This window comes from Actinokineospora fastidiosa (genome assembly GCF_014648415.1).
Classification (GTDB): Bacteria; Actinomycetota; Actinomycetes; order Mycobacteriales; family Pseudonocardiaceae; genus Actinokineospora; species Actinokineospora fastidiosa.
Map to the genome: position 1 here is coordinate 293,546 of NZ_BMRB01000003.1, position 25,214 is coordinate 318,759.

The 25,214-nt window shown below is 72.2% G+C and carries 23 protein-coding genes and 2 tRNA genes; 12 read left to right on the forward strand and 13 right to left on the reverse strand.

The features are described 5' to 3' along the window. Positions 1-128: 128 nt before the first annotated feature. Positions 129-521: an SCO5389 family protein gene (locus tag IEY98_RS20350; RefSeq protein WP_189212160.1), complete on the forward strand. Its 393-nt coding sequence runs from the start codon at positions 129-131 to the stop codon at positions 519-521. Positions 522-551: 30 nt separating this feature from the next. Here the strand turns inward: IEY98_RS20350 and IEY98_RS20355 are convergent, their stop codons facing one another. Further along, positions 552-920 (reverse strand): NUDIX hydrolase, encoded by a 369-nt coding sequence (locus tag IEY98_RS20355; RefSeq protein WP_189212161.1) that lies wholly within the window; start codon positions 918-920, stop codon positions 552-554. Positions 921-1,130: 210 nt separating this feature from the next. Here IEY98_RS20355 and IEY98_RS20360 point away from each other — a divergent pair, with 210 nt between their 5' ends. Further along, positions 1,131-1,973 carry an SDR family oxidoreductase gene (locus IEY98_RS20360; RefSeq protein WP_189212162.1) on the forward strand — a complete coding sequence of 281 codons (843 nt, stop codon included), beginning with the start codon at positions 1,131-1,133 and terminating at the stop codon, positions 1,971-1,973. A 9-nt stretch (positions 1,974-1,982) separates the two neighbouring features. Here IEY98_RS20360 and IEY98_RS20365 read toward each other — a convergent pair. Beyond that, positions 1,983-2,056 (reverse strand) — tRNA-Gly (locus tag IEY98_RS20365). Positions 2,057-2,124: 68 nt separating this feature from the next. On the opposite strand from IEY98_RS20365, the gene IEY98_RS20370 reads away from it, so the two are divergent. The 3 genes from IEY98_RS20370 (at position 2,125) to IEY98_RS20380 (ending at position 4,359) form a co-directional block, all read left to right on the forward strand. Next, positions 2,125-2,198 (forward strand) — tRNA-Pro (locus IEY98_RS20370). 91 nt (positions 2,199-2,289) lie between these two features. Beyond that, positions 2,290-3,492 (forward strand): GNAT family N-acetyltransferase, encoded by a 1,203-nt coding sequence (locus tag IEY98_RS20375; RefSeq protein WP_189212163.1) that lies wholly within the window; start codon positions 2,290-2,292, stop codon positions 3,490-3,492. A 60-nt stretch (positions 3,493-3,552) separates the two neighbouring features. Continuing rightward, a complete protein-coding gene (locus IEY98_RS20380) occupies positions 3,553-4,359 on the forward strand; it encodes a hypothetical protein (RefSeq protein WP_189212164.1) in 807 nt (268 codons plus the stop codon). On the opposite strand, the gene IEY98_RS20385 is transcribed toward IEY98_RS20380, so the two are convergent. Beyond that, entirely contained in the window at positions 4,356-5,165 is an 810-nt protein-coding gene (locus IEY98_RS20385) for an Fpg/Nei family DNA glycosylase (protein WP_189212165.1), read from the reverse strand. The genes IEY98_RS20380 and IEY98_RS20385 overlap by 4 nt on opposite strands. A gap of 1 nt (position 5,166) precedes the next feature. Further along, positions 5,167-5,634 (reverse strand): ribose-5-phosphate isomerase, encoded by a 468-nt coding sequence (locus IEY98_RS20390; protein WP_189212166.1) that lies wholly within the window; start codon positions 5,632-5,634, stop codon positions 5,167-5,169. Between the two features lie 63 nt (positions 5,635-5,697). On the opposite strand from IEY98_RS20390, the gene IEY98_RS20395 reads away from it, so the two are divergent. Next, a complete protein-coding gene (locus tag IEY98_RS20395) occupies positions 5,698-6,399 on the forward strand; it encodes a 2-phosphosulfolactate phosphatase (protein WP_229787098.1) in 702 nt (233 codons plus the stop codon). Further along, the gene (locus tag IEY98_RS20400; RefSeq protein ID WP_189212167.1) at positions 6,396-7,085 is read left to right on the forward strand and encodes an MBL fold metallo-hydrolase; all 690 of its coding nucleotides are present in this window, start codon (positions 6,396-6,398) and stop codon (positions 7,083-7,085) included. Before IEY98_RS20395 ends, IEY98_RS20400 begins: the two co-directional genes overlap by 4 nt. Here IEY98_RS20400 and IEY98_RS20405 read toward each other — a convergent pair. Next, positions 7,066-8,487 (reverse strand): aldehyde dehydrogenase family protein, encoded by a 1,422-nt coding sequence (locus IEY98_RS20405; protein WP_189212168.1) that lies wholly within the window; start codon positions 8,485-8,487, stop codon positions 7,066-7,068. The genes IEY98_RS20400 and IEY98_RS20405 overlap by 20 nt on opposite strands. A gap of 91 nt (positions 8,488-8,578) precedes the next feature. After that, entirely contained in the window at positions 8,579-9,190 is a 612-nt protein-coding gene (locus tag IEY98_RS20410; RefSeq protein ID WP_189212169.1) for a mycothiol-dependent nitroreductase Rv2466c family protein, read from the reverse strand. Positions 9,191-9,363: 173 nt separating this feature from the next. Here IEY98_RS20410 and pepN point away from each other — a divergent pair, with 173 nt between their 5' ends. Beyond that, positions 9,364-11,928, forward strand: coding sequence for an aminopeptidase N (pepN, locus tag IEY98_RS20415; protein WP_189212170.1), 2,565 nt, complete (start codon positions 9,364-9,366; stop codon positions 11,926-11,928). Positions 11,929-12,288: 360 nt separating this feature from the next. Here pepN and IEY98_RS20420 read toward each other — a convergent pair whose 3' ends face one another. Both IEY98_RS20420 and ctaJ read right to left on the reverse strand, forming a co-directional pair. Beyond that, positions 12,289-12,783 carry a DUF5130 family protein gene (locus tag IEY98_RS20420; protein ID WP_189212171.1) on the reverse strand — a complete coding sequence of 165 codons (495 nt, stop codon included), beginning with the start codon at positions 12,781-12,783 and terminating at the stop codon, positions 12,289-12,291. Next, positions 12,770-13,018: an aa3-type cytochrome oxidase subunit CtaJ gene (gene ctaJ / locus IEY98_RS20425; protein ID WP_189212172.1), complete on the reverse strand. Its 249-nt coding sequence runs from the start codon at positions 13,016-13,018 to the stop codon at positions 12,770-12,772. Before ctaJ ends, IEY98_RS20420 begins: the two co-directional genes overlap by 14 nt. A 500-nt stretch (positions 13,019-13,518) precedes the next feature. Here ctaJ and IEY98_RS20430 point away from each other — a divergent pair, with 500 nt between their 5' ends. After that, positions 13,519-14,097 carry a hypothetical protein gene (locus tag IEY98_RS20430; RefSeq protein WP_229787099.1) on the forward strand — a complete coding sequence of 193 codons (579 nt, stop codon included), beginning with the start codon at positions 13,519-13,521 and terminating at the stop codon, positions 14,095-14,097. Between the two features lie 51 nt (positions 14,098-14,148). Here the strand turns inward: IEY98_RS20430 and IEY98_RS20435 are convergent, their stop codons facing one another. Beyond that, positions 14,149-14,784 carry an HNH endonuclease gene (locus IEY98_RS20435; protein WP_373292418.1) on the reverse strand — a complete coding sequence of 212 codons (636 nt, stop codon included), beginning with the start codon at positions 14,782-14,784 and terminating at the stop codon, positions 14,149-14,151. A 166-nt stretch (positions 14,785-14,950) separates the two neighbouring features. Between IEY98_RS20435 and IEY98_RS20440 the strand changes: the two genes are divergently transcribed. The 3 genes from IEY98_RS20440 to IEY98_RS20450 are packed head-to-tail and all read left to right on the forward strand — an operon-like array spanning position 14,951 to position 17,970. After that, a complete protein-coding gene (locus tag IEY98_RS20440) occupies positions 14,951-15,925 on the forward strand; it encodes a mechanosensitive ion channel family protein (protein ID WP_189212174.1) in 975 nt (324 codons plus the stop codon). Positions 15,926-15,938: 13 nt separating this feature from the next. Continuing rightward, a complete protein-coding gene (locus IEY98_RS20445) occupies positions 15,939-16,349 on the forward strand; it encodes a globin (RefSeq protein WP_189212175.1) in 411 nt (136 codons plus the stop codon). A 49-nt stretch (positions 16,350-16,398) separates the two neighbouring features. Then, a complete protein-coding gene (locus tag IEY98_RS20450) occupies positions 16,399-17,970 on the forward strand; it encodes a glycoside hydrolase family 13 protein (RefSeq protein WP_189212176.1) in 1,572 nt (523 codons plus the stop codon). 226 nt (positions 17,971-18,196) lie between these two features. On the opposite strand, the gene IEY98_RS20455 is transcribed toward IEY98_RS20450, so the two are convergent. From IEY98_RS20455 to IEY98_RS20470, 4 genes are all read right to left on the reverse strand, one after another. Next, positions 18,197-18,724: a DUF732 domain-containing protein gene (locus IEY98_RS20455; protein WP_189212177.1), complete on the reverse strand. Its 528-nt coding sequence runs from the start codon at positions 18,722-18,724 to the stop codon at positions 18,197-18,199. Between the two features lie 354 nt (positions 18,725-19,078). After that, positions 19,079-19,708, reverse strand: coding sequence for a DUF8010 domain-containing protein (locus IEY98_RS20460; RefSeq protein WP_189212178.1), 630 nt, complete (start codon positions 19,706-19,708; stop codon positions 19,079-19,081). Continuing rightward, the gene (locus IEY98_RS20465; protein ID WP_189212179.1) at positions 19,701-20,132 is read right to left on the reverse strand and encodes an acyl-CoA thioesterase; all 432 of its coding nucleotides are present in this window, start codon (positions 20,130-20,132) and stop codon (positions 19,701-19,703) included. The genes IEY98_RS20460 and IEY98_RS20465 overlap by 8 nt, the downstream gene beginning before the upstream one ends. A gap of 89 nt (positions 20,133-20,221) precedes the next feature. After that, positions 20,222-25,147, reverse strand: coding sequence for an NAD-glutamate dehydrogenase (locus IEY98_RS20470; protein ID WP_189212180.1), 4,926 nt, complete (start codon positions 25,145-25,147; stop codon positions 20,222-20,224). Positions 25,148-25,214 lie beyond the last annotated feature (67 nt).

The window sequence follows — 25,214 nt, forward strand, 5'->3', positions numbered from 1 at the left end:
CGACCTACCGGCGGACGGGGTCGCGGCGCAACTGTTCGGGATGGTTTTCGACCATTCCGGTGGTCAGGGTTGATCACCGTTCAACGCGCCCGGTAGGCAGGGAGGCGACCGAGCTACTGGAGGTTGCGATGTCTCTCGATGTGCCCGCCGACCTGCTCGCCCGCGCCGAGCGCGGCCCGGTGGAGGACGCCGACTTCGTCGACTGCGTGCGCGCGTCGCTGCCGTACGCCTGGGAGGTCGTCTCCCGGGTTGCCACCGCGGCCCCTGACCGCCCGGACGGCTTCGCCGACCACGAGGTGCCCCCGCCGAGCGAGGCCGAGCGCGGCCAACTGCTCCGCGCTCTGGCCTCCGACGCGATCCGCGGCGGCCTCGAGCGCCACTTCGGCGTGAAGCTGGCCTTCCAGAACTGCCACCGGGTGGCGGCGTTCGCGCCCTCGGCCGTGGACAGCGACCGCTACCGGGCGTTCATCAGCCCCCGGGGCCAGCTGCTGAACCAGTCGCCGGAGCTGCGCGACTGCTGACGGGCCGTGGCGCCCTCCCCGGGAGGGCGCCTACCCGGCCAGCGCGTGCTCGATCCGCTCCCGGGTCTGCGGCCGGACCGGCAGCACGGGCAGCTCCTCCGGCTCCACCCACTCGGCGTGCCCGTTGAGGTCGCCCGCGGCGGGCCGCGCCGTGAAGCACACCCCGAACCCGGGTCCGCCGGTCAGGCCGATCAGGTCGCGGACCTCGATGGCCACCCCGGTCGCCGCGGCCACCACCCTGGCCACCCCGGCGGCGGCGTCCTCCCCGACGAGCAGCGGGCCGGAGGGCAGCTCCAGCCGGTCCCCGCTGCGCACCATCAGGACCAGCCCGGCGTCGTCGACCACGACGGCGCTCAGCACCACGGCCTGCATGACATCCAGCACTGCGTTGCGCGACATGGCACCGGTCTACCGAAACCGACCGCCGCGCACCACGGCGTTCACTGTCAAGACGGCGACTCTTAAAGTGTTTCACCCGCCTGGCTGTGGTGAGCGACACTCACGAGCACCCTAACGGCCGGTTCAGCTCACCCCCCTCGCGCCATTGACCTCGACCAATGTCGAGCTCCTACCGTCGGGTCATCCGAAGGCGAGAGCGAGGAATTCCCCATGGCTGACCGGAACACGATCCTGGTGACCGGCGCGACCGGCCGCGTCGGCGGGTCCGCGGTGGCCCGGCTGGCGGGCACGGGCGCCGCCGTCCGCGCCCTCACCAGGAACCCGGGCGCCGCCCGGCTGCCCGCCGAGGTCGTGGGCGGCGACCTGGCCGACCCGGACTCCCTCGACGCCGCGCTCGACGGCGTGGGCGCGGTGCTGCTGGTCTTCCCCACCCTGGCGGCCGACCACGCCGCCGACGCCCTGATCGCCAAGCTCGCCGAGCAGGGCCGCCGGATCGTCTACCTCTCCGCGGCGGGGGTGGAGGAGGCCACCGACGGCATCCTCGCCTCGCACGCGCGCGTGGAGGCGCTCCTGGAGCGGTCGGGGGCCGAGTGGACGTTCCTGCGCGCGGGCGGGTTCGCCGCGAACACGCTGATGTGGGCCGACCAGATCCGCGCGGGCGACGTCGTCCGCGGCTTCCACGGCGCGGCGTCGCGGGCGCTGATCCACGAGGACGACATCGCCGCCGTCGCCGTGCGGGCGCTGATCGACGACGGGCACGCGGGCGGCAAGTACCACCTGACCGGGCCCGCCCGGCTCACCCAGGTGGAGCAGGTCGAGGCGATCGGCGCGGCGCTGGGCCGGGAGCTGCGGTTCGAGGAGCTGCCGCCGGAGGTGGCGGTGCGGGAGCTGTTCCCCGGCTTCGACGAGGAGATCGCTCGGGGCATCGTCGACGCCCACGCGGCGATGGTCGAGCACCCCGAGCCGATCACCACGACCGTCGAGCGGATCACCGGAGCCCCGGCCAGGACGTTCCAGCGGTGGGCGGTCGACCACGCCGGGGACTTCCGGTGAACCACCAGGTGGAGCGGGCGACGGGAATCGAACCCGCGTAGCTAGTTTGGAAGACTAGGGCTCTACCATTGAGCTACGCCCGCGTGCGCCGGTCCGCGGACCGGCACGGGAAACAGCTTAGCGTGTGCCGGTAGGCTGATCGGGCAGACCCCGGGCTGTGGCGCAGCTTGGTAGCGCATTCGCTTTGGGAGCGAAGGGTCGCAGGTTCAAATCCTGTCAGCCCGACCGGGCGGCGTGCTCGAGCGAGCACGCCGCCCGCTCACTTATTCGGTGGCGTGCCCGGCACCAGCGGGCGTAGACACCTTCCATGCATCCCATGCGCGTGTTGACCGACGAGGACATGTCCGCTTACGTCGACCTGGTCATCTCGGCGTTCCTGTCGACCGACAGCGCCGAGGACATCGGCGCGCGGATGCGGATCGTGTTGGCCGACTCGCGCCAGGTCGGGGTGTTCGACGACGACCGGCTCGTCGGCGCGATGTCGGTCGGCGAGCGGCGGCTGACGCTGCCCGAGGGGACGGCCGTGCCGTTCGCCGCGGTGACCTATGTGGTCGTCGCGGCCGATCAGCGGCGGCGGGGCGTGCTGACCGGCATGATGCGCGCCCAGCTGGCCGAGATCCACGACGCGGGCGGGCCCGCCGTCGCGGCGCTGTGGGCGTCCGAGGCGGGGATCTACCAGCGATTCGGGTTCGGCCCGGCGACCTCGCAGATCGAGTACGCGATCACCGCCAAGACGGCGTTCCGCCCGGGCATCGATCTCGGGGCCGACCGCGTGCGCGAGCTGCCCGCCGAGCAGGCGCTCCCGCACGTGCGGGCGCTCTACGACGAGTACGCCGCCCAGCGCGCGGGCGCGCTCAGCCGCGACGACGCCATCTGGCAGGACTGGCTGCACGACCCGGAGGCGATGCGGCGCGGGCAGTCGAGGCTGCGGTGGGCCGTGCACCCGCGCGGGTACGCGCTGTTCCGGGCCAAGCCGCGCTACAACGACCGCGGGGCCGCGGGGGAGATCACGGTGGAGGAGCTGACCGCGCTCACCCCCCAGGCGCACGCGGCGCTGCTGCGGTACGCGCTGGACATGGACCTCGCCGGGGAGATCAGCCTCTCGGCGGGCATGGACGACCCGCTGCCCCTGATGCTCGCCGACGCCCGCGCCGCGGTGGGGAAGGTGCAGGACGGCCTCTACATCCGGCTCGTGGACGTCGACCGGGCGCTCGCGCAGCGCCGCTACAGCGCGCCCGTGGACGTGGTGATCGAGGTCACCGACGACCTCTGCCCGTGGAACGCGGGCCGCGTGCGGCTCGCCGTGGACGACCAGGGCGTGCCGACGGTCACCCGCACGGGCGACCCGGCCGACCTGGCCGCCAGCAGCACCGAGCTGGGCGCGGCCTACCTCGGCGGCACCCGGCTGACCCGCCTCGCCGACGCCGGGCGCGTCGTCGAGCGCTCCCCCGGCGCGGTGTCGGCGCTGTCGACGGCGCTGTCCGCCGACCGTGAGCCGCGCTGCCTCGAGGTCTTCTAGGGAACCAACCGGGTGAGGTCCCTCGTTGTCCGGGTAACCCCCGGTTGAGGAGGTCACCTCATGGAGATCCTGCTGGTCCTGGTCGTCGCGCTGGTCGTGGTCGGCGTGATCGCGGCGCGCAGCGGCGCGGGCAGGCGCCGGGCGGAGCTGGAGAACGCCCAGGCGGAGGCCCGCCGCTGGGTCGAGCGGCTCGGCGGCCAGGTGATGAACCTGACCGGCACGACCAAGGCCGCCCAGCAGGCCATGGCCGACGCCTCCGAGCGCTACACGGCGGCCGGGTCGCAGATGGACCAGGCCACGACGGTCGAGCAGTGCCGCCTGGTGACCAAGACCGCGCTGGAGGGCCTGTACTACGTCCGCGCCGCGCGGGTCGCCATGGACATGGACCCCGGCCCGGAGCTGCCGGTCGACCCGGAGGCGGCCCGCGCGGGCGCGGTCACCGAGCACCGCAGGGTCGCGGTCGAGGGCCACCACTACGCCGCGTCGCCGGACGCCTCGCAGGGCACGCCGTACTACTACCCCGGCGGGCGCGTGGCGGGCCGCTCGGTCCCGCGCGGCTGGTACAGCGAGCCCTGGTGGCGGCCCGCCCTCGTCGCGGGCGCCTGGGGCGTGGGCTCGATGCTGCTGTTCAGCACGATGTTCGCGGGCATGGCGGGCATCGCCTCAGCCGACGCCTGGGCGGCGGGCTACGACGCGGGCGCTGCCGACGCGGGCGGCGACATGGGCGGCGACGCAGGCGACGGCGGCGACATCGGCGACCCCGGCGGCGACATGGGCGGCGACCCCGGCGCCGACCCGGGCGGAGACTTCGGCGGAGACTTCGGGGGCGGCTTCGGCGGGGACTTCGGCGGCGGCGACTTCTTCTAGCCGCGCCCCGGCTGACAGGCCGGGCACCAGAAGAGGTTGCGCGCGACGAGTTCCGCCTGCGCCACGGGCGTCCCGCAGACCAGGCACGGCTCGCCGGTGCGGCGGTAGACGTAGACCTCGCCGCCGTGCCGGTCGACGCGGGGCGCGCGGCCCATCGCCTTGGGCAGGTGCTCGTCGCGGACGGTGTCGATGCGGCCGCGGCGCACGCCCAGCCGCATGAGGCCGACCAGGTCGGCCCACATCGCCTCCCACTCGGCCCGGTCGAGGTCGCGGCCGGGCAGCAGCGGGTGCACGTTGTGGCGGAAGAGGACCTCGGCGCGGTAGACGTTGCCGACGCCCGCGATCACCGCTTGGTCCATCAGCAGCGCCCCGATGGCGGTGCGCGAGCGGCTGATGCGGGCCCAGGCGCGCTCGGGGTCGGCGTCGCGGCGCAGCGGGTCGGGGCCCAGCCGGGCGCGCAGCGCCCGCGCCTCGGCGGCGGTCAGGATCTCGCAGGCGTTCGGGCCGCGCAGGTCGGTGTAGTGCGACGGCCCGATCAGGCGCATGCGGACCTGGCCGACCGGGGCGGGCGCGGGCAGCGGGGACTCGGTGAACGTCCCGTACAGTCCCAAGTGGACGTGCACGACCGCGTCCGGCCCGTAGGAGTGGAACAGGTGCTTGCCGTGGGCCTCGGCCTTGCGCAGCACCCGACCGTCCACAAGCGAGGCGGAGAAGCGGCCCTGCGGGCTGGACACGGCGACCGGCCCGCCCGCGAACCACTTGGTGTGGATGCGGGCGAGCCGGTGCAGGGTGTGGCCTTCGGGCATGTCAGGGCAGCGCGGGGGGCTCGCCGGTGCGCTCGTACTCGGAGATCAGCGCGATCCGGCGGGCGTGGCGCTCGTCGGCGGAGAACGGGGTCGCGAGGAACGCCTCGACGATGGCCAGCGCCTCGTCGGCGCTGTGCATCCGCGCGCCGATGCCGATGACCTGGGCGTTGTTGTGCTCGCGGGCCAGGGTCGCGGTCTCGGCGCTCCAGGCGAGCGCGGCGCGGCAGCCGGGCACCTTGTTGGCCGCGATCTGCTCGCCGTTGCCGGAGCCGCCGATGACGACGCCCAGGCTGCCGTCGTCGGCGACGACGCGGCGGGCGGTCTCGATGCAGAACGGCGGGTAGTCGTCCTGCGCGTCGTACTCGGCGGGACCGACGTCGGTGACGTCGTGCCCCGCGGCGGCGAGGTGCTTGGCGAGGTGGGCCTTCAGCTCGTACCCCGCGTGGTCGGAACCCAGATAGACACGCACGCGCGCAGTGTGCCATCCGAACCCGCCGAACGCCCCATCAGCGGGGGCGCGACGATGGTCGACGTGACCAACAACCCATACGACCAGTCCGGCTTCACCGTCCGGCTGGAGTGGGGCCCCGACGGGGTGGCCGCCCTCGCCGACTGCCCGGTCGTCGTGATCGTGGACGTCCTCTCGTTCAGCACGTCGGTGGACATCGCGGTGTCCCACGGCGCCCGGGTCCTCCCGCTGCCCTGGCGCGACGAGCGCGCCGCCGTCGCCGCGCGCGAGGCGGGCGCGGTGCTCGCGGGCGAGGACCGGTGGACGCTGCGGCCCGCGTCGCTCACCGACATCCCGTCCGGCACCTTCCTCGCCCTGCCCTCCCCCAATGGCGCGACGCTGACCACCCTGGCGTCGGGCACCGTCTTCGCGGGCTGCCTGCGCAACGCCCCCGCCGTCGCGAAGGCGGCCGGAGCGGCGGGCGGGCCGGTCGGCGTGATCGCGGCGGGCGAGCGCTGGACGCACAACGACGCGCTGCGCCCCTCGGTCGAGGACCTGCTCGGCGCGGGCGCGATCGCCCACCACCTCGGCGGCGCCCTCTCCCCCGAGGCCCGCGCGGCCGAGGCCGCGTTCCTGGCCCACCGCGACGACCTGCCCGCCGTGCTCGCCGCGTGCTCCTCCGGCCGGGAGCTCGCCGAGTGGGGCCACGCCGCCGATGTCGCCCTCGCCGCGGCCTACGGTGCGAGCACCACCGTTCCGCGCCTGACCGACGGGGTGTACCGGTGAGCCGCTGGATCGAGATCGCCGACGGTGTCCACGCCCGCCGCCACGCCGAACTGGACCAGACCCTCGGCCTGGTCGTCGGCCACAGCCGCGCGCTGGTGATCGACACCGGCACCGACGAGGCCCACGGCGCCGAGTTCGCCGCCGCGATCCGCGAGCTGACAGACCTGCCGTGGACGGTCGTGATCACGCACGCCCACTTCGACCACTTCCTCGGCACGGCCGCCTTCGGCGACGTCCCGGTCTACGCCCACCCGCGCTGCGGCCCGGCGATGACCGCGGTCGACCACCGCGGCACGTGGGCGAGGCGGTACCGGGAGGAGGGCAAGCCCGAGCTGGCCGAGCGCGTCGAGCGGGCCCGGATCGTGCTGCCCACGCACGAGGTGGACGACCGGGTCGACCTCGACCTCGGCGGCCGTCGGGTCACCCTGCTGCACCCCGGCCTGGCGCACACCGACCACGACGTCGCCGTGCACGTGCCCGACGCGCACGTGGTGTTCGCGGGCGACATGGTCGAGGAGGGCGCGCCGCCGTCGATCGGCGACGACGCGCACCCGGCCCGGTGGCCGGGCGCGCTCGACGTCCTGCTCGCGCTGCGCCCGACGACCGTCGTCCCCGGTCACGGCGAGCCGGTCGACCCGGGGTTCGTCGCGGCCCAGCGCGACGCGATCAGCGCTGGATCGACTTGATCTCGGTGAACTCCTCCAGGCCGTAGCGGCCCAGTTCGCGGCCGTTGCCGGACTGCTTGTAGCCGCCGAAGGGCGCCAGCGGGTTGAACGCGCCGCCGTTGATGTCGACCTGCCCGGTCCGCATCCGGCGGGCCACCGCCAGCGCCCGCTCGGTGTCGGCGGAGAACACCGACCCGGCGAGGCCGTACTGGGAGTCGTTGGCGATCGCCACGGCCTCGTCGTCGTCGGCGTAGGGCAGGATCGACAGCACCGGGCCGAAGATCTCCTCTTGGGCGATCCGCATGTCCGGGCGGACCCCGGCGAAGATCGTGGGCGGCACGTACGCGCCCGTGGACGGCACCTCCGACCCGCCGTAGACGAGCTGGGCGCCCTCGTCCTGGCCGACGCGGATGTACTCCAGCACGCGGTCGCGCTGGGCGGCGGAGGACATGGGGCCGATCCGGGTGGCCGCGTCGGTCGGGTCGCCCACGGTGTACTTCGCGGCGGCGGCGCACGCCAGCTCGACGGCCTCGTCGTGGCGGGCGGCGGGCACCAGCATCCTGGTCCACGCCGTGCAGGTCTGCCCGCCGTTGATGAAGGTGTTGGCCAGGCCGATCTTCACCGCGAGACCGAGGTCGGCGTCGTCGAGGATGACGTTGGCCGACTTGCCGCCCAGTTCGAGGGCAACGCGCTTGATCGTCTCGGCGGCCACCGCCGAGACCCGGCGCCCGGCCGCGGTGGAGCCGGTGAACGAGACCATGTCGACGCCGGGGTGGGCCGCCAGCGCCTCGCCGACGACCGGGCCGGTGCCGTGCACCAGGTTCACCACGCCGTCGGGGATGCCCGCCGCGGCCAGGATCTCCAGGAACAGGTTCGCGTTGAGCGGCGCGACCTCGCTGGGCTTGAGCACCACGGTGTTGCCCGCGACCAGCGCGGGGGCGACCTTGGCGACGATCTGGTGCAGCGGGTAGTTCCACGGGGTGATCGCGCCGACCACGCCGACCGGCTCGCGCACGACCAGCGAGTTGCCGATCTCCTCGGTGAAGGAGTAGCCGTCGGCCACCAGACCGGCGACCCCGGCGGAGGTCGCCGCGGGCAGCGCGGCCTGCACCTTGGTGGAGAACGTGATCGGCGAGCCCATCTCGGCGGTGATCGTCGCGGCGAGCTCGTCCCGGCGGGCGGCGATGCCCTCGGACACGCGCTTCACCGCCGCCGCGCGCTCCTGGGGCACCAGCGACGACCAGCCGCGGAAGGCTGCCGTCGCGGCGGCGACGGCGGCGTCGACGTCCTCGGCCGTCCCGGCGGGCACGGTCGCGATGACCTGCTCGGTCGCCGGGTTCACCACCTCGATCCGCTCGCTCCCGGTGTCGATCAGCTCGCCGCCGACGACGTGACCGGTGCGGGTGGTGACGGGTGCGGCCATGGGCCCTCCAACCGGATGTGACACCTACGGACGGGTACGCCCGTCAGCGTGTCACATCCGGTGCGCGGGCCGCACGGCGCGCCACGTCACATCAGTCGAACTTCAGCTCGCCGGTGCGGGTGCGCTTCAGCTCGAAGAAGTCCGGGTAGGCGGCCAGCGCGCGGGCGCCGTCGAAGATCCGCACCGCGTCATCGCCGCGCGGGATCGAGGTCAGCACCGGGCCGAAGAAGGCGACGCCGTCGATGTGGATGGTCGGCGTGCCGACGTCCATGCCGACCGGGTCCATGCCCTCGTGGTGGGACTTGCGCAGCGCGTCGTCGTAGTCGCTGGAGTCGGCGGCGGCCGCCAGGGACTCGGGCAGGCCGACCTCGGCGAGCGCCTCCTTGATCACCGCCGGGTAGTCGTCGTTCTTGCCGTTGTGGATGCGGGTGCCCAGCGCCGTGTAGAGGTCGCGCAGCACCTCCTCGCCGTGCTCCTGGGCCGCGGCGATGGCCACCCGGACGGGGCCCCACGCGCGGTCGAGCAGGTCGCGGTAGTCCTGCGGCAGGTCACGGCCGTCGTTGAGGACCGACAGGCTCATCACCCGGAACCGCAGCTCGATGTCGCGGTGCTTCTCGACCTCCAGGATCCAGCGCGAGGTGATCCAGGCGAACGGGCAGACGGGGTCGAAGTAGAAGTCGACGCGGGGCTTGTCGGCGGTCATGCGCGATGTCTCCATGCTCGAGGTCCGTTCGGCGGCGTCGCGCCGCCCGTCCTGTGCAACATCCAACCCGCGCGGAAACCTTCCCGCCCGCCGCCCACCCCGAACGTGATTGGATGCGATTGTCAGTACCGTCCCGCGAGGAGTCCCCGCCTCGCCGTTCCCCGAGGTGTCCCGTGGCCGCGCCCAACCTGACCCGTGACCAAGCCCGCCAGCGGGCCGCTCTGCTGGAGGTGGAGTCCTACACCGTCGAGCTGGATCTCACCGACGGTCTCGGCCAGCCCGGCGAGGCGACATTCGGCTCCCGCACCACGGTGCGCTTCACCAGCCGCGAACCCGGCGCGTCCACCTTCATCGACATCGTCGCCCGCTCGGTCGAGTCGGCCGTGCTCAACGGCGTCGAGCTCGACGTCTCCGGCTACACCCAGGAAGCGGGCGTCGCGCTGCCGGACCTGGCCGCGACCAACGAGCTGACGATCACCGCCACCTGCGAGTACATGAACACCGGCGAGGGCCTGCACCGCTTCGTCGACCCGGTCGACAAGGGCGTGTACCTGTACTCGCAGTTCGAGACCGCCGACGCCAAGCGGATGTTCGCCTGCTTCGACCAGCCCGACCTCAAGGCCGCGTACACGCTGACCGTGCTCGCGCCCGCGGACTGGAAGGTCATCTCCAACGCCGCCGCGCCGGTCCAGACCGAGCTGGCCGCAGGCGACAACCGCGTCGTGCGGCACGAGTTCACCACCACCGAGCGCATGTCGACCTACCTCGTCGCGCTCGTCGCCGGCCCGTACGCCGAGTGGCGCGACGAGTACACCGACGAGCACGGCACCATCCCGCTGGGCATCTACTGCCGGGCATCGCTGGCCGAGCACATGGACGCCGAGCGGCTGTTCACCGAGACCAAGCAGGGCTTCGGGTTCTTCCACCGCAACTTCGGCGTGCCCTACCCGTTCGGCAAGTACGACCAGTGCTTCGTGCCGGAGTTCAACGCGGGCGCGATGGAGAACGCGGGCTGCGTGACCTTCCTGGAGGACTACGTCTTCCGCAGCAGGGTCACCCGCTACGCCTACGAGCGCCGCTGCGAGACCGTGCTGCACGAGATGGCGCACATGTGGTTCGGCGACCTGGTGACCATGCGCTGGTGGGACGACCTGTGGCTCAACGAGTCCTTCGCCACCTGGGCGTCGGTGCTGGCGCAGGCCGAGGCCACCGAGTACGAGCACGCGTGGACCAGCTTCGCCAACATCGAGAAGTCGTGGGCGTACCGGCAGGACCAGCTGCCGTCGACGCACCCGGTCGCCGCCGACATCCCGGACGTCGAGGCGGTCGAGGTCAACTTCGACGGCATCACCTACGCCAAGGGCGCCAGCGTCCTCAAGCAGCTGGTGGCCTACGTCGGGCTGGAGAACTTCCTGTCCGGCCTGCGGGTGTACTTCGCCAAGCACGCCTGGGACAACGCCACGCTGGCCGACCTGCTCGCCGCGCTGGAGGAGGCGTCCGGCCGCGACCTGTCGTGGTGGAGCGCGCAGTGGCTGGAGACCACGGGGCTGAACTCGCTGCGGCCGCGGTTCGAGGTGGAGGACGGCAAGTTCACCTCGTTCGCCGTGCTGCAGGGCGGGGCCAAGCCGGGCGCGGGCGAGCTGCGCACGCACCGCGTCGCCATCGGCGTGTACGACGACGTCGACGGCAAGCTGGTGCGCACGCACCGGGTGGAGGTCGACGTCGACGGCGACGTGACCAGCGTGCCGGAGCTGATCGGCGTGCCGCGCGGGCAGCTCGTGCTGGTCAACGACGACGACCTGACCTACTGCACCATGCGCCTCGACCCGGGCTCGCTGACCACGCTGGTCGACCGCATCGGCGACATCACCGAGCCGCTGCCGCGCACGCTGTGCTGGTCGGCGGCGTGGGAGATGACCCGCGAGGCCGAGCTGAAGGCCCGCGACTTCGTCTCGCTGGTCTGCCACGGCCTGTCCGCCGAGAGCGAGGTGGGCGTCGTGCAGCGGCTGCTGCTGCAGGCCCAGACCGCCCTGGCCTCCTACGCCGACCCGGCGTACTCGCCCAAGGGCTGGGCGCTGTTCACCGACCGGGTGCTGGAGCTGGCCCGGACCGCGGAGCCGGGCTCGGACCACCAACTGGCGTACGTCAACTCGCTGACCGGCTCGGTGCTGGACGAGGCCAAGGTCGCCGTGCTGCGCGGCTGGCTGGACGGCTCGGCCCCGCTGCCCGGCCTGTCCGTGGACACCGACCTGCGCTGGCGCCTGCTGCACGCCCTGGTCGCCCACGGCGCCGCCGACGAGGCCGAGATCGACGCCGAGCTGCGCGCCGACTCCACGGCCACCGGCAACCGCCACGCCGAGCGCGCCCGCGCCCTGGTCCCCACCATCGCCGCCAAGGCCGAGGCCTGGCGCCGAGCCGTCCACGACGACGAACTGCCCAACGCGGTGAACGAGGCCATCATCAACGGCTTCTCCCACCCGGCCCAGCGCGAACTGCTGGCCCCCTACGCCGCGAAGTACTTCGAGGACGTCGCGGGCGTCTGGCAGCGCCGCTCCAGCGAGCGGGCCCAGTCGATGGTGCTGGGCCTCTACCCGGCCTGGGCGGTCACCCACGCCACGGTCGAGGCGTCCGACCAGTGGCTCGCCGCCGACCACCCACCCGCCCTCCGCAGGCTCGTCTCGGAGGGCCGAGCAGGCATCCTCCGCGCCCTGGCCGCCCGCGAGTTCGACGGCTCCTGACAACGACAGCGGCCCGGCCCTTCTGTGTGGCCGGGCCGCTCGCCGTTCTCCCCGCTGCCGAGCGATCGGACCGCCGCGTGCGGGGCCCGCACTCGTTGCCTCCTGCAGATGCTTTCGAGCGGCCCGGATCTCGCGTGCCGCAGCCTGCCCACCGCGCCCGGAGATCAGGTCGGCACTGCCGCGCTCGTGGACCACGCAGCAGCGTGCTCTCCGGAGACCGTGCCCCCAACGTGGCAGCGGCCCGGCCCCTTCCGGGTCCGGGCCGCTGCCAGGAAATTCGCTTGACCACTCGAACACGTGGTCGATAGCTTCCACGTATCGGTGGGCTGTCCCCCGAGGTGGGCGGGGTTGTGTGTGGGGCTACCGGCGGGGGGCGTTGCCTGCCTGGTCGGCGAGCATGCGGAGGGCGCTCACCAGGCCGCCGGTGAGGTCGCCTTCCTTGAAGGACGCCACCATCGCCATGACGGCCAGGTTGCAGCCGCGGTCGGGGAGGCGGCGGGCCGCCTCGGCGCCGGTGACGATCTCGACCTTGCGCTGACCGGGGGAAACCGCTATGAGGACGGCCTCGGCGGAGGCCGCGCCGATCTCGGCGTGCAGTTCCTCGGCGCGGTCGCGGGTGTCCGGACCGAGGTCGCCGAGGTAGATGCTGAACAGCAGGCCGGTCGAGCGCGACGACAGGGTCAGCGCCTCGTCCAGGCGGGTCAGCTGGACGGTGGAGAACGGCAGGCCGGGCTCCGGGGCGGTCTTGGCGCGGGCGACCGAGAGCCTGCCGCTCGCGGTGATCGCCGAGCCGTAGCCGTGCTCGGGGTCCTCGACTACCTGGTCCTCATGGCGGACGAGCTCACCAGCTGCCACGGGCACCTCCCTTGGCCGTGCGCACAGGCGCGCTCTCGGTGGCGGCGACGGCGGTGTGGCCCGCGTCCAGCCCGGCGGGGTTGGCCGTCCACCAGACCGGGGGGTGGTCCCAGTCCTGGCCCGGGCGATAGCGCGGGTTCTTCGCGAACCGGTCGCGCAAGGTCACCAGCGCGACCACTGCGTAGATCGCCAACGGGATGACGGCGAACACGAGAAAGGTCTCGACGATCGTCACGGGCGCTACGGTAGCCCACAATAGGCCGGACACCCCGCGCCGCCCTGGCTGCGCTCACCCGGGCGTCACGCAAAGTAAACGGTTGGTGCTCTCCTGGTAAGGCCGATCACCCGTCCGCCGCTGCGGCGGGTAGCTCAAAGGGCCTATCGGCAAGAGGCGAACGGCCCTAAGTGGGCAGGCGAACGACCTTGTGGTGGGTTGACGTCTTGTCGGTTACCCACCAGGGTCATAGCTTTCACCTATACGGCCCTTGCGAACCAGCTCTCCCCTTGATCGATGCGTGACAGCTCCCGGGAGGACACGCCATGTACATCATCGCTTCCCTCGACGAGGCCAGGCTCTTCACCCAGACGGGCGAGTACGCGGACGAGCTGATTGGCGGAACTCGCGTCACCCGGGGTACCCGCGTCACGCGGGGCACGAGGGTCACTGCCGTGCATCCTGGCACCCCGACGACCGACCGCACCAGGGTTTCGGCCAACACGGAGGGAAATATCGTCATGGGCACGCGCGTCACCCGAGGCACCCGAGTCACCCGAGGCACGAGGGTCACCGCCGAGCTGGCCTGGATGGGCACCCGCGTCACGCGCGGCACCAGGGTCACCCGGGGCACCCGCGTCACCAGCGCGGGCCACATCGACTTCGGCACCCGCGTGACCAGGGGGACCAGGGTCACCAACGCCGCTGAGTTCGGCACGCGCGTGACCAGGGGCACCCGGGTCACCAACGGCACCCGCGTGACCCGAGGCACCCGGGTGACCAGCGCGGCCGAGTTCGGCACCCGGGTCACCGCCGTCGACTTCGGCACCCGCGTCACCAGGGGAACCCGCGTCACGAACGGCACCCGCGTGACCGGCGCGGCCCCCGTCGAGTTCGGCACCAGGGTCACCCGAGGCACCCGCGTCACCAACGGCACCCGCGTGACCGCGCTCGAGTCCGGCGGCGCCGTGCTGGCCGTCGACTTCGGCACGCGCGTCACCCGAGGCACCAGGGTGACCGGCGGCACCCGCGTGACCAGGGGAACCCGGGTCACCCGCGGCACGCGGGTCACCGGTGGGACCCGTGTCACCGCGGCCTGACGTCATAACCCGCAGTTTAGCGATCGGCCCCGACAATTGTCCGGTAGTCGATCAAGCCGCCGGTTCCCCCAGGTAGGGCAGCCAGAGCGGATCGGCGTCCACGACCCCGGCCAGCAACCGCCAGTGCGGTCCGCGCGGCGCCGACGGAACGACCCGCAGCCGCCAGCCCAGCTCCGACAGCAGCTTGTCGGCCTTGCGGTGATTGCACTTCGCGCAGCACGCCACGCAGTTCTGCCACGTGTGCTGGCCCCCGCGGCTGCGCGGCACCACGTGGTCTATCGTCTCCGCCCGACCCCCGCAGTAAGCGCAGCGGTAGCGGTCGCGCAGCATGAGCCCGGCCCGCGTCAGCGGCACCCGGCCGCGATAGGGGACGCGCACGTAGGTGGCCAGCCGGATCACCGACGGCACCTCCAGGCTCGACGTCGCCGAGTGCACGACCATGCCGGTCGGATCGCCGTGGACGACCTCGGCCTTGCCGCAGACCAACAGGACCACCGCGCGCCGCATCGGCAGCGCGGTCAACGGCTCGTACGTGGCGTTGAGGAGGAGTACCCGACGCCGGCTCCAGGGTGTCCGTGCCGGGGGGCCACCGCCGGGATCCGGCGTCTGCGGCGGTTCGGGGCACAAGACGGCCATCGGCGCCTGCCCGTGGGCAGCGCCGATGGGAGTCGGTTGTCGGTCTGGCACTCGACCACCTCCACCGGTGCGTGCCTAAGTCGACCACAAATCCGGCCCCTAACGCACGCGTGTTGTGTGACGTGTCCCGCATCCCGACCGGAACGCCTGGTGAACACCGCCCACCCGGAGCAGTGTCTTAGACGCGGGTGAGCACCGCCGGCTATCGTCGGCGCCGATGAGTGCCAACCTCCCCCTCTCCCTGGAACCGCCCAAGTGCGTCGGCGAGGCCGACTCCTGGTGCACCCAGGTGTTCGAGCTGACCGGCAGCGCCTGGCTCGCCGCGTCCGCCGACTGGCTGATCGCCAAGCCGCTGACGATCCTGCTGATCCTGGTCGTCGCGGTCATCGTGCGGCTGCTCGCCCGCAAGGCCATCGACCGGCTCACCAACGGCGACGGCAAGACCCCCAAGCTGCTGCGGCCGCTGAAGGAGCGGGCCCCGCAGGCCCTGGGCTCCATCCTCAGCGAGCGCCGGGCCCAGCGGGCCAAGACGATCGGCTCGGTGCTCAAGTCCATCGTCACCGCCGTCGTGTTCGGGCTGGCGTTCATGCTGGTCCTGGGCGAGCTGGGGGTGAACCTGGCGCCGATCATCGCCTCGGCGGGCATCGTCGGCGTCGCGCTCGGCTTCGGCGCGCAGAACCTGGTCCGCGACTTCCTGTCCGGCATCTTCATGCTGCTGGAGGACCAGTACGGCGTCGGCGACATCGTCGACCTCGGCGAGGCCACCGGCACCATCGAGGGCGTCGGCCTGCGCGTCACCACGCTGCGCGACCTCAACGGCACGGTCTGGTACGTCCGCAACGGCGAGATCCTGCGGGTCGGCAACTTCAGCCAGGGCTTCGCCGTGGCCGTCGTCGACCTGCCCGTCGGCTACAGCGCCGACGCCGAGCAGGTGACCTCGATCCTGCGCCGGGTGAGCGGCGAGCTGACCGAGGACAGCGACCACGCCACCGATGTGATCGAGCCGCCCGAGGTCCTGGGTGTGGAGAAGGTCACACCCGAGGGCATGACGTTCCGGGTCACGGTGAAGGTGCGTCCGGGCAGGCAGTGGGCGGTGCAGCGGGCCCTGCGGGCGCGCGCGATGGCCGCGCTGGAGGAGGCGGACATCCAGCCGCCGCTCGGCAGGCTGTTCCCACCGGCCCCGCAGCCGTAGCCAATGGGGGACGATGCGACCCGTGGGGGATGATGACGCAGTGGGCACACCCGAGAACTTCTACGATGCGGTCGGCGGCGAGGAGACGTTCCGCCGGATCGTGCACCGCTTCTACGTCGAGGTCGCCGAGGACGAGGTGCTGCGCCCCATGTACCCCGAGCCGGACCTCGGCCCTGCGGAGGACCGGCTGCGGCTGTTCCTGATGCAGTACTGGGGTGGCCCGCACACGTACTCCGACCAGCGCGGGCACCCCCGGCTGCGGATGCGGCACCACCCGTTCACCATCGGTCCGATCGAGCGCGACGCCTGGCTGCGCTGCATGCGCGTGGCCGTCGACGAGGCAGGCCTGGACGAGCGCCACCGGGCCCAGCTGTGGCAGTACCTGGAGACCGCCGCCAACAGCCTCATGAACAGCTGGGTCTGATCCGATCCGAGGACTTCGGGGAGTCCGATCTCTCGCGAGCGAGGAGAACGTGCGACGAAGCGCGCGGCCCGATGGCGCCACCGCATGGTGGCAGGACGCGGTGTTCTACCAGGTGTACGTGCGGTCCTTCGCCGATTCCGACGGCGACGGCATCGGCGACCTGGAGGGCATCCGCTCCCGCCTGGGCTATCTGGAACTGCTCGGCGTCGACGCCCTGTGGCTGACGCCGTTCTTCCGCTCCCCCATGGCCGACCACGGCTACGACGTCGCCGACCCGCGCGACGTCGACCCGCTCTTCGGCGACCTGGCCGCCTTCGACCGGCTGGTCGAGGACGCCCACAAGCACGGTCTCAAGGTCACCATCGACCTGGTGCCCAACCACACCAGCGACCAGCACCCCTGGTTCCAGGCCGCGCTGGCGGCGGCGCCGGGCAGCCCGGAGCGGGCCCGGTACTACTTCCGCGACGGGCGCGGTGACGACCCGCCGAACAACTGGACCAGCATCTTCGGCGGGCCCGCGTGGACCCGCGTCCCGGACGGGCAGTGGTACCTGCACCTGTTCGCCCCCCAGCAGCCGGATCTGAACTGGGACTCCTCCGACGTGCGGGTCGACCTGGTGCAGACCCTGCGGTTCTGGCTGGACCGCGGGGTGGACGGCTTCCGCATCGACGTCGCGCACGGCATGGCCAAGCCCGACGGCCTGCCGGACATGGACCCGGCCGTCGTCGCGGTCATGGCGGGCGCCCAGACCCCGCACGCCACCGACCCGCGCTTCGACAACGAGGCCGTGCACGACGTGCACCGGCTCATCCGCCGCGTGCTGGACGAGCACCCGGGGACAATGGCCGTCGGCGAGATCTGGGTGGACAGCGACGAGCGCTTCGCCCGGTACGTGCGGCCGGACGAGCTGCACCTGGGGTTCAACTTCAAGCTCGCCCAGGCCGACTTCGACGCCGACGCCGTGCGCCGGGCCATCGACCGGTCGATGGCCGCGGCGGGCTCGGCGCCGCCCACCTGGACGCTGTCCAACCACGACGTCGTGCGGCACGTCTCCCGGTACGGCGACGGGGCGGCGGGCACGCGCCGGGCCAGGGCGATGGCGCTGGTGGAGCTGGCGCTGCCCGGGGTCGCCTACCTCTACAACGGGGAGGAGCTGGGCCTGCCCAACGTCGACGTCCCCGACTGGGCGCGCCAGGACCCGATCCACCACCGCTCCGGCGGCGCGGAGGAGGGCCGCGACGGGTGTCGCGTGCCGATGCCGTGGGAGGGCACGGAAGCGCCGTTCGGGTTCACCACCGGCGAGTCGACGTGGCTGCCGATCCCCGACGACTGGGGCCCGCTGACCGTGGAGGCGCAGCTGGAGGACCCGGCGTCGATGCTGTCGCTGTACCGCCAGGCGGTGGAGATCCGCAAGACGCACGCGTCGTTCAGCGGCACCGAGCTGGAGTGGTACGGCGCTCCCCCGGGCTGCTTCGCGTTCCGCCGCAAGGGCGGCGGGCTGATCTGCGCCCTGAACACGTCCGCGGCTCCGGTCCCGCTGCCGCCGGGCGAGGTACTGCTGTCGAGCGCGCCGCTGGAGGGCGGCCTGCTCCCCCCGGACGCGGCCGTCTGGCTGGCTTGACCCTCACGTAGCGGGAGGTCCTGGCTCTTTGGGGCCATGACCGACGATGGAGTGTGGGGGCGCTGGCGAAGGCCACCGGGCTGACCGGTCCTGGTGCTGCGCCAGCTGGGCCTGCCGCTGGAGGAGATCGACGCGGCGCTGGCGCGGCTGCACCGACGTCAGCCTTCTAATCAAATCCTTTACGATCCGATCTACGCAGATGGATAGGTAGCAATAGTAACACGAACTAGCGTTCCAGTAGCCAATCGACAGGTAATACTTTGAGATGTTTCGTACAATAGGAGGAGATTGAGGCGGTAATAAAGAGCCGCGCTTCCGCGTGGTCGGTAGTGCCTGATGACATCTGAATTTTGATTACCTCCTCCACGCCAAGGCCGCCCTCCAGTAGGTCGCAAGTCGCCTTGGCCAACCGAATCCCCGAGTCCACCGCACCCGGCGGAATGGGGTAGCCATTGGCCGACATGTATTCGAGGAAGAACTCATCAGGGGTCAGAGGCCTGCCGTATACGTCCGGGTCGTACCGATCGTCTGACGTCCGCATATTTTCGGTATGGGTGGGAAGACCTGGTGAGGACGAGTGGTTTGTTGAGGTTGCTGCGGGGTTTGACTGCCTGCCTATGAGCACGCCTGTCATGACGGCTGCGCTTACAAGCCCTACGAGTCCGATGGCAAGGGCGAGGCTGCTCAATGAGAGGGGGCTGCGAGCTCTTCGTCGTGGGTTTGACTCAGGGCCGAGCTCGTCGTCGATGATCATGGTTGCCCTCCGGGCCGCGACTGTTCGCCTCTCTCATCGCGCTGAGTCGGACATCGTTTCTGGCGCTAGCGTCGCTGCGGGACGGCTGGGCATGACTCTGGCCATGAACGGCGGTCCGACATAGCAACCTCATGTCCGAGATGACAGCGCTGTGCCGCAATCTGCCCTGCGTGATCCCTCGCTCCTGTTCAGCACCGACGGGTACTGGAAGCAGCGCTACACCCGGTCCTGGTCAGCGATGCCCGCCACCGGCTGCCGCACGATCGGCCCGCTTGCGCCTTCCCGCTCCCAACCGGCAGTGCATGACGCAGTGGCGCGGTTCTTCGATCGCCACCACGGGTGATGCGTCGCGGGTCAGACGAGCAGTGGCAGGAGGGCGTGCCTGCGGCGGACGACGGCGCCGTAGCGGGCGTCGAGGCGCATCCAGGCGTCGGTGGCGGTGACGCGGATGTGGGAGTCGTCGTCGGTCAGGAAGCCCATGCCGGACAGGGCGAACAGGCAGCGTAGGGGGATCTTGACCGCCAGGCCCTCCCCCTCGACCGTCAGCACCGTCTGGTCGAGCAGGGACGCGGGCGGGGTGCCCTGCGGGCCGACGTTCTCGCGAGCCACCGCAAGGCCCCGGTCGGCGAGGTCGGCGACCTCGCGGGACGGGATGCGGTCGACGACCTTCCAGTGCTTGCCCGGTGGCAGCGGGGAGCGCCACTGCAGGTCGCGGGGGTGGCCGGGGTCGATGCGGTCGTCGCGGACCACGGCGAGGCCGGCGAGCAACTCGTTGCCGGAGACCGTCACGTCCGACGGTGTCAGGGTGCCCCGCGCCGAGCGGGTGGCCAGGACGTCGAACGGGGTGGCGACCCAGGCGTCGAGCAGGCCGTCCTCGCGGCCGCGCAGGCGGACCACGGCCTGCTGGTCCAACCGGACCGCGCGGGCGACGAACGCGCCCAGGTTGTCCCGCTCGGCGGGGTCGGGGAAGCGCAGCTCAGCCACGGCCGCCCCCGTTGTGCCACGCGGCGAGGAAGTCGCGCTCGGCGTCGGTGATCCGGCGGGGTTTGCCCGCGTCCAGGTCGAACGGCGCCAGCGTCGTGCGGGCCGTCACCGCCACCTGGTCGGCCTCCGACGGTCCATTGTGGATCACGTAGTCCAGCACGAAGTACGCCGCCCTGATCTCGCGCACCGACACGGCGACCCGCACCGCGCGGCCCGTCGCGTACAGCGGGGCGAGGTAGTCCACCGTCAGGTTGGCCACCACCACGCCGCGCGCGAGGTCCTCGGCGCCGCGGAGCGCGGCCTCGTGGAAGAGCAGGTCGACGCGGGCCTCCTCCAGGAGGGTCACGGTGCTGGCGTGGTTGACGTGGCCGTAGGAGTCCATGTCCGACCAGCGCGGCCGCACCTCGGTGACGAATACGCCCAACGCACCTGTTCCTTCCGCAGAAAATCGGCCCCGTGGAGACTTTATAAGCCGGTGGCCGCCCGCCAGGGAGCGGGCGGCCACCGGTCGGATCAGCGGACCATGCTCCGCATCTGGCGCGCCGCCACGGACAGCGTCGCCAGGTCGAGCCTGCCGGACTCCTGGATGTCCGCCAGCGCCGCGCGGGCGCGGGCCAGCCGGGAGCTGTTGGCGTGCTCCCAGCCCGCGATCTTGTCCGCGGCGGGCGTGCCCGGGTCGCTCTGGCGCATCACGTCGAGCGTGATCGCGCGCAGCGAGCCGTACAGGTCGTCGCGGAGGGCCAGGCGGGCCAGGGCGTGCCAGCGGTTGCCGCGCTCCAGCTCGCCGACCGCGTCGAGCATCTGGTCGAAGCCCAGGTGGTCGGCCAGCGCGTAGTACACCTCGGCGGTCTCCCACGGCGAGCGCTCCGAGTCCAGCCCGGCGTCGCGCTCGGACAGCTCGGCCACCTCGGTGACGTCGAGCAGGCCGTAGGAATCGATCAGCGCGGCGACCCGCCTGGCCAGTTCGACGGGCACGCCCACGGCGACGAGCCGCTCGGTCTCCGCCTCGGCCTGCTCCCTGGCCCGGCCGCGCAGGAAGTCCCCGACCGCGGGCGCGAGCTGGGCGGCGACCTCGTGGAACCGGGAGATCTCCGCGCCGACCGCCAGCGGCTGCGGGCGGTTGGTGAGCAGCCAGCGGCACGCCCGGTCGAGCAGCCGCCGGGTCTGCAGCACCATCGCGTCGGCGACGTCGGTGGGCACGATGTTGTCGAGCGCGTCGATGTCGCGCCAGATCGCGTGCAGGTCGTACACCCGGGTGACCACGGCGAACGCGCGCACGGCGTCGGTGGCCGACGCGCTGGTCTCCTCGGCCAGCCGGAAGGCGAAGGAGATGCCCGCGCCGTCGACGACCTCGTTGACCAGCAGCGTCGTGGTGATCTGGCGGCGCAGCGGGTGCGCCGAGATCGCCTTGGCGAACCGCTCGCGCAGCTGGGTCGGGAAGTACTCCGGCAGCCTGCGCGCGAACACGTCGAGGTCCGGCAGGTCGGCGGCCAGGACGTCGTCCTTGAGCGCCAGCTTGACGTGCGCGAGCAGCACGCACAGCTCCGGGGAGGTGAGCTGCTCGCCCGCCTTGTCCATCGCCTTGAACTGCGCCCTGGTCGGCAGCGCCTCCAGCTCGCGGTCCAGGCCCCGGCTCTCCAGGCTGTCCACGAGCCGCTGGTGCACCGACAGCATCGGCTTGGCGTGGGCGCGGCTGACGCCCATGACCGCGTTCTGCCGGTAGTTGTCGGCCAGCACCAGGTCGGCGACCTCGTCGGTCATCTCGGCCAGCAGGTCGTCGCGCTGCTCGGGGTCCAGCTCGCCGGAGCGGACCAGGTGGTCGAGCAGGATCTTGATGTTGACCTCGTGGTCGGAGCAGTCCACGCCCGCGGAGTTGTCCAGCGCGTCGGTGTTGACCTTGCCGCCCGCGCGGGCGAACTCGATGCGGCCGCGCTGGGTCAGGCCCAGGTTGCCGCCCTCGCCGACCACCTTGACCCGCAGGTCGGCGCCGTCGACGCGGAGCGCGTCGTTGGCCTTGTCGCCGACGTCGGCGTGGGTCTCGGTGCTGGCCTTGACGTAGGTGCCGATGCCGCCGTTCCACAGCAGGTCGACCTCGGCGAGCAGGATCGCCTTCATCAGCTCCGGGGGCGAGAGCTTCTGCGTGCCCTCGGGCAGACCGAGCGCGCGCACCGCCTCCGGGCTGAGCGGGATCGACTTGAGCGTGCGCGGCCAGACCCCGCCGCCCGCGCTGATTTTGGCGCGGTCGTAGTCGTCCCAGGACGAGCGCGGCAGCGCGAACAGGCGCTGGCGCTCGGCGAACGAGCTCGCCGGGTCCGGGTCGGGGTCGATGAAGATGTGCCGGTGGTCGAACGCGGCCACCAGGCGGATCTGGTCGGACAGCAGCATGCCGTTGCCGAACACGTCGCCGGACATGTCGCCGATGCCGACGACGGTGAACGGCTCGGTCTGGGTGTCCACGCCCAGCTCGCGGAAGTGCCGCTTGACGCTCTCCCACGCGCCGCGGGCGGTGATGCCCATGGCCTTGTGGTCGTAGCCGACCGAGCCGCCGGAGGCGAAGGCGTCGCCGAGCCAGAACCCGTACTGGCGCGCCACGTCGTTGGCGATGTCGGAGAACGTGGCGGTGCCCTTGTCCGCGGCGACGACGAGGTAGGTGTCGTCCTCGTCGTAGCGCACGACGTCCTTGGCGGGCACGACCTCGGTGCCGTCGAGGTTGTCGGTCAGGTCGAGCAGGCCGGAGATGAACATGCGGTAGCACGCCACGCCCTCGGCCATGAACGCCTCGCGGTCCAGCGCGGCGTCACCGACCGGCGCTGGCGGGCGCTTGACGACGAAGCCGCCCTTCGCGCCGACCGGCACGATCACGGCGTTCTTCACCGCCTGCGCCTTGACCAGGCCCAGCACCTCGGTGCGGAAGTCCTCCCTGCGGTCGGACCAGCGCAGGCCGCCGCGGGCGACCGGGCCGAACCGCAGGTGCACGCCCTCCACCCGGGGGGAGTAGACGAAGATCTCGAACCGCGGCCTCGGCTCGGGCAGCTCGGGGATCGCGCCCGGCTCCAGCTTGATCGCCAGGTACGGGCGCGGGTTGCCCTCGGCGTCGCGCACGTAGTAGTTCGTGCGCAGCGTCGCCCGGATGACGGTCAGCAGGCTGCGCAGGATGCGGTCCTCGTCGAGGCTGGTGACCCCGTCGATCATCCCGGAGATCTCGTCGATCTGCGCCTTGGCGTGCGCGGAGCGGGTGTCCGCGGACAGCGTGGGGTCGAAGCAGGTCTCGAACAGCTGGATCAGCGCGGTCGCCACGTGCGTGTGGGCGAGCACGGCGTCCTCGATGTACTCCTGGCTGTACGGCGTGCCCGCCTGGCGCAGGTACCGCGAGTACGCGCGCAGGATCGCCGCCTGCCGCCACGTGACGCCGCCGCGCAGCACCAGCGCGTTGAACCGGTCGACCTCGGCCTCGCCGCGCCACGACGCGCTGAACGCGTCCTCGAACTCGGCGGGCAGCCGGTCGAGGTCGTCGGTGCGCGCCTCCAGCACGGCCGGATCGATGCGCAGGCCGAAGTCGTAGACCCACCACGGCTCGCGGTCGTCGCGCTCGAGCTCGTACGGGCGCTCGTCCAGCACCTCGACGCCCATCGCCTGCAGCACCGGCAGCACCTGGGAGAGCGTCACCTTGCCGCCCGCGAGGAACAGCTTGAGCCGCCGCTCCCCCGCCTCCGCGCCCTCGGGCACGTAGAACTGGACGGCCATGTCGTCCTTGCCCAGCGCCATGATCCGGCGCAGGTCGGCCAGGCCCTCGGGGGCGTCGAAGTCCTCTTTGTACGCCTCGGGGAACGCGTTGGCGAAGCGCTGGCCCAGCTCGGTGGCCGACTCGCTGTTGGCGCCGTTGGCCCGCTCGGTGAGCAGGGCCTCGACCATGCGGTCGTCCCAGGTCCGCACGGCCTGGGTGAGCCGCTCCTGGATGCGCAGCACGTCCGGGTCGGTGATCGTCGCCGGGTCGGTGCGGACGATGAAGTACACCTGCGCCAGCGGCGACTCGCCGAGGCGGGTGCTGAACTCCAGGTTGGTGCCGCCCAACTCCTCGAGCAGCACCTCCTGCATGGCGATGCGGGAGGTGGTGGTGTAGCGGTCGCGCGGGAGGAACACCAGGCAGGTGAAGAACCGGCCGTAGGGGTCCCTGCGCAGGAACAGCCGCAGCCTGCGCCGGTCGGCCAGCGCGATCACGCCGGTCGCGGTCGTGTAGATGGACTCGGCGGTGGCGGAGAACAGCTCGGCGCGCGGCCAGTTCTGGATGACCTCCAGCATGCGCTGCCCGGAGTAGGACTCCATCGGGAAGCCCGCGCGGTGGATCACGTCGCGGACGCGGCGGCGCACCACGGGGATGTCGAGCACGTCCTCGTGCAGCGCGGAGGTGGTGAAGATGCCTAGGAAGCGGTGCTCGCCGGTGGCGCGGCCGTCGCTGTCGAAGGTCTTGACGCCCACGTAGTACGGGTAGGCGGCGCGGGCCACGGTGGACGGCGCGCTCGCCTCGGTGAGGACCAGCAGCTCGGGCGCGAGGGCGTGGCGCACGGCGTCCGGCCCGGCGGTGAGGCTGCGGGCGGCCAGGCTGTCCTGGCGCAGCACGCCGAGGCCGCTGGCGAGGATGGCGCGCAGGGCGGGCTCGCCGTCGCCGTCGACCAGCTCGTAGTTGCGGTAGCCGAGGAAGGTGAAGTGGCCGTCGGCCAGCCAGCGCAGCAGTTCGGCGCCGTCGGCGAGGTGCTCGGCGTCCAGCGGCGGCGGGTTCTGCTCCAGCTGGTCGGCCAGGCTGATCGCCGTGCCGATCATCCGGTCGGTGTCCTCGACGACCTCGCGCACGTCGGTCAGCACCGAGTGCAGCACGGTCTCGATCTCGCGGGCCCGCTCGCCGTCGGTGACCCGGTCCACCTCGATGGACATCCAGCTCTCGGGGAACGCCTCCGCGGGCGGGGCCTCGGCGTCGGCGGTCGGCAGGATCTCCTGAAGGTTGCCAGCGACATCCCGCCGGACGACCACGATGGGGTGAATGACCCGCTGGACGTGCGCGCCCGTGCGGGCGAGCGCGGCGGTGACGGACTCGACGAGGTAGGGCATGTCGTCGGTGACGAGCTGGATGACCGAGCACGGGGAGGACCACTCGTCGGTCCTGGTCTCCGGGTTCAGCATCCGCACGGCGGGGCGGCCGCGCACGCGGCGCTCGGCGAGCTGGGTGTGCGAGTGGACGGCGCCGAGGAGGTCGCGCGGGTCGTCGTCGAGGACTTCCTCAGGGGGGATGTAGCGGTAGTACAGCCGGATCAGGTCGGCTATGTCGGGGTCCAGCTCCGCGGCCCGCGCGATGAGCTCGTCCCGGGTCTGCTCGGGACTGCGCGCGGGTGAGCCGTCGACGCTGGCGGCTCTCTCGGTGCGGGACGGGGTACCAGTCGAGGTCATCTTCAGGTCGGCTCCACAGTCGATGTGCCACGTCGGTGTGTCACACCCTCAGGGTAGTGCCGGGCCC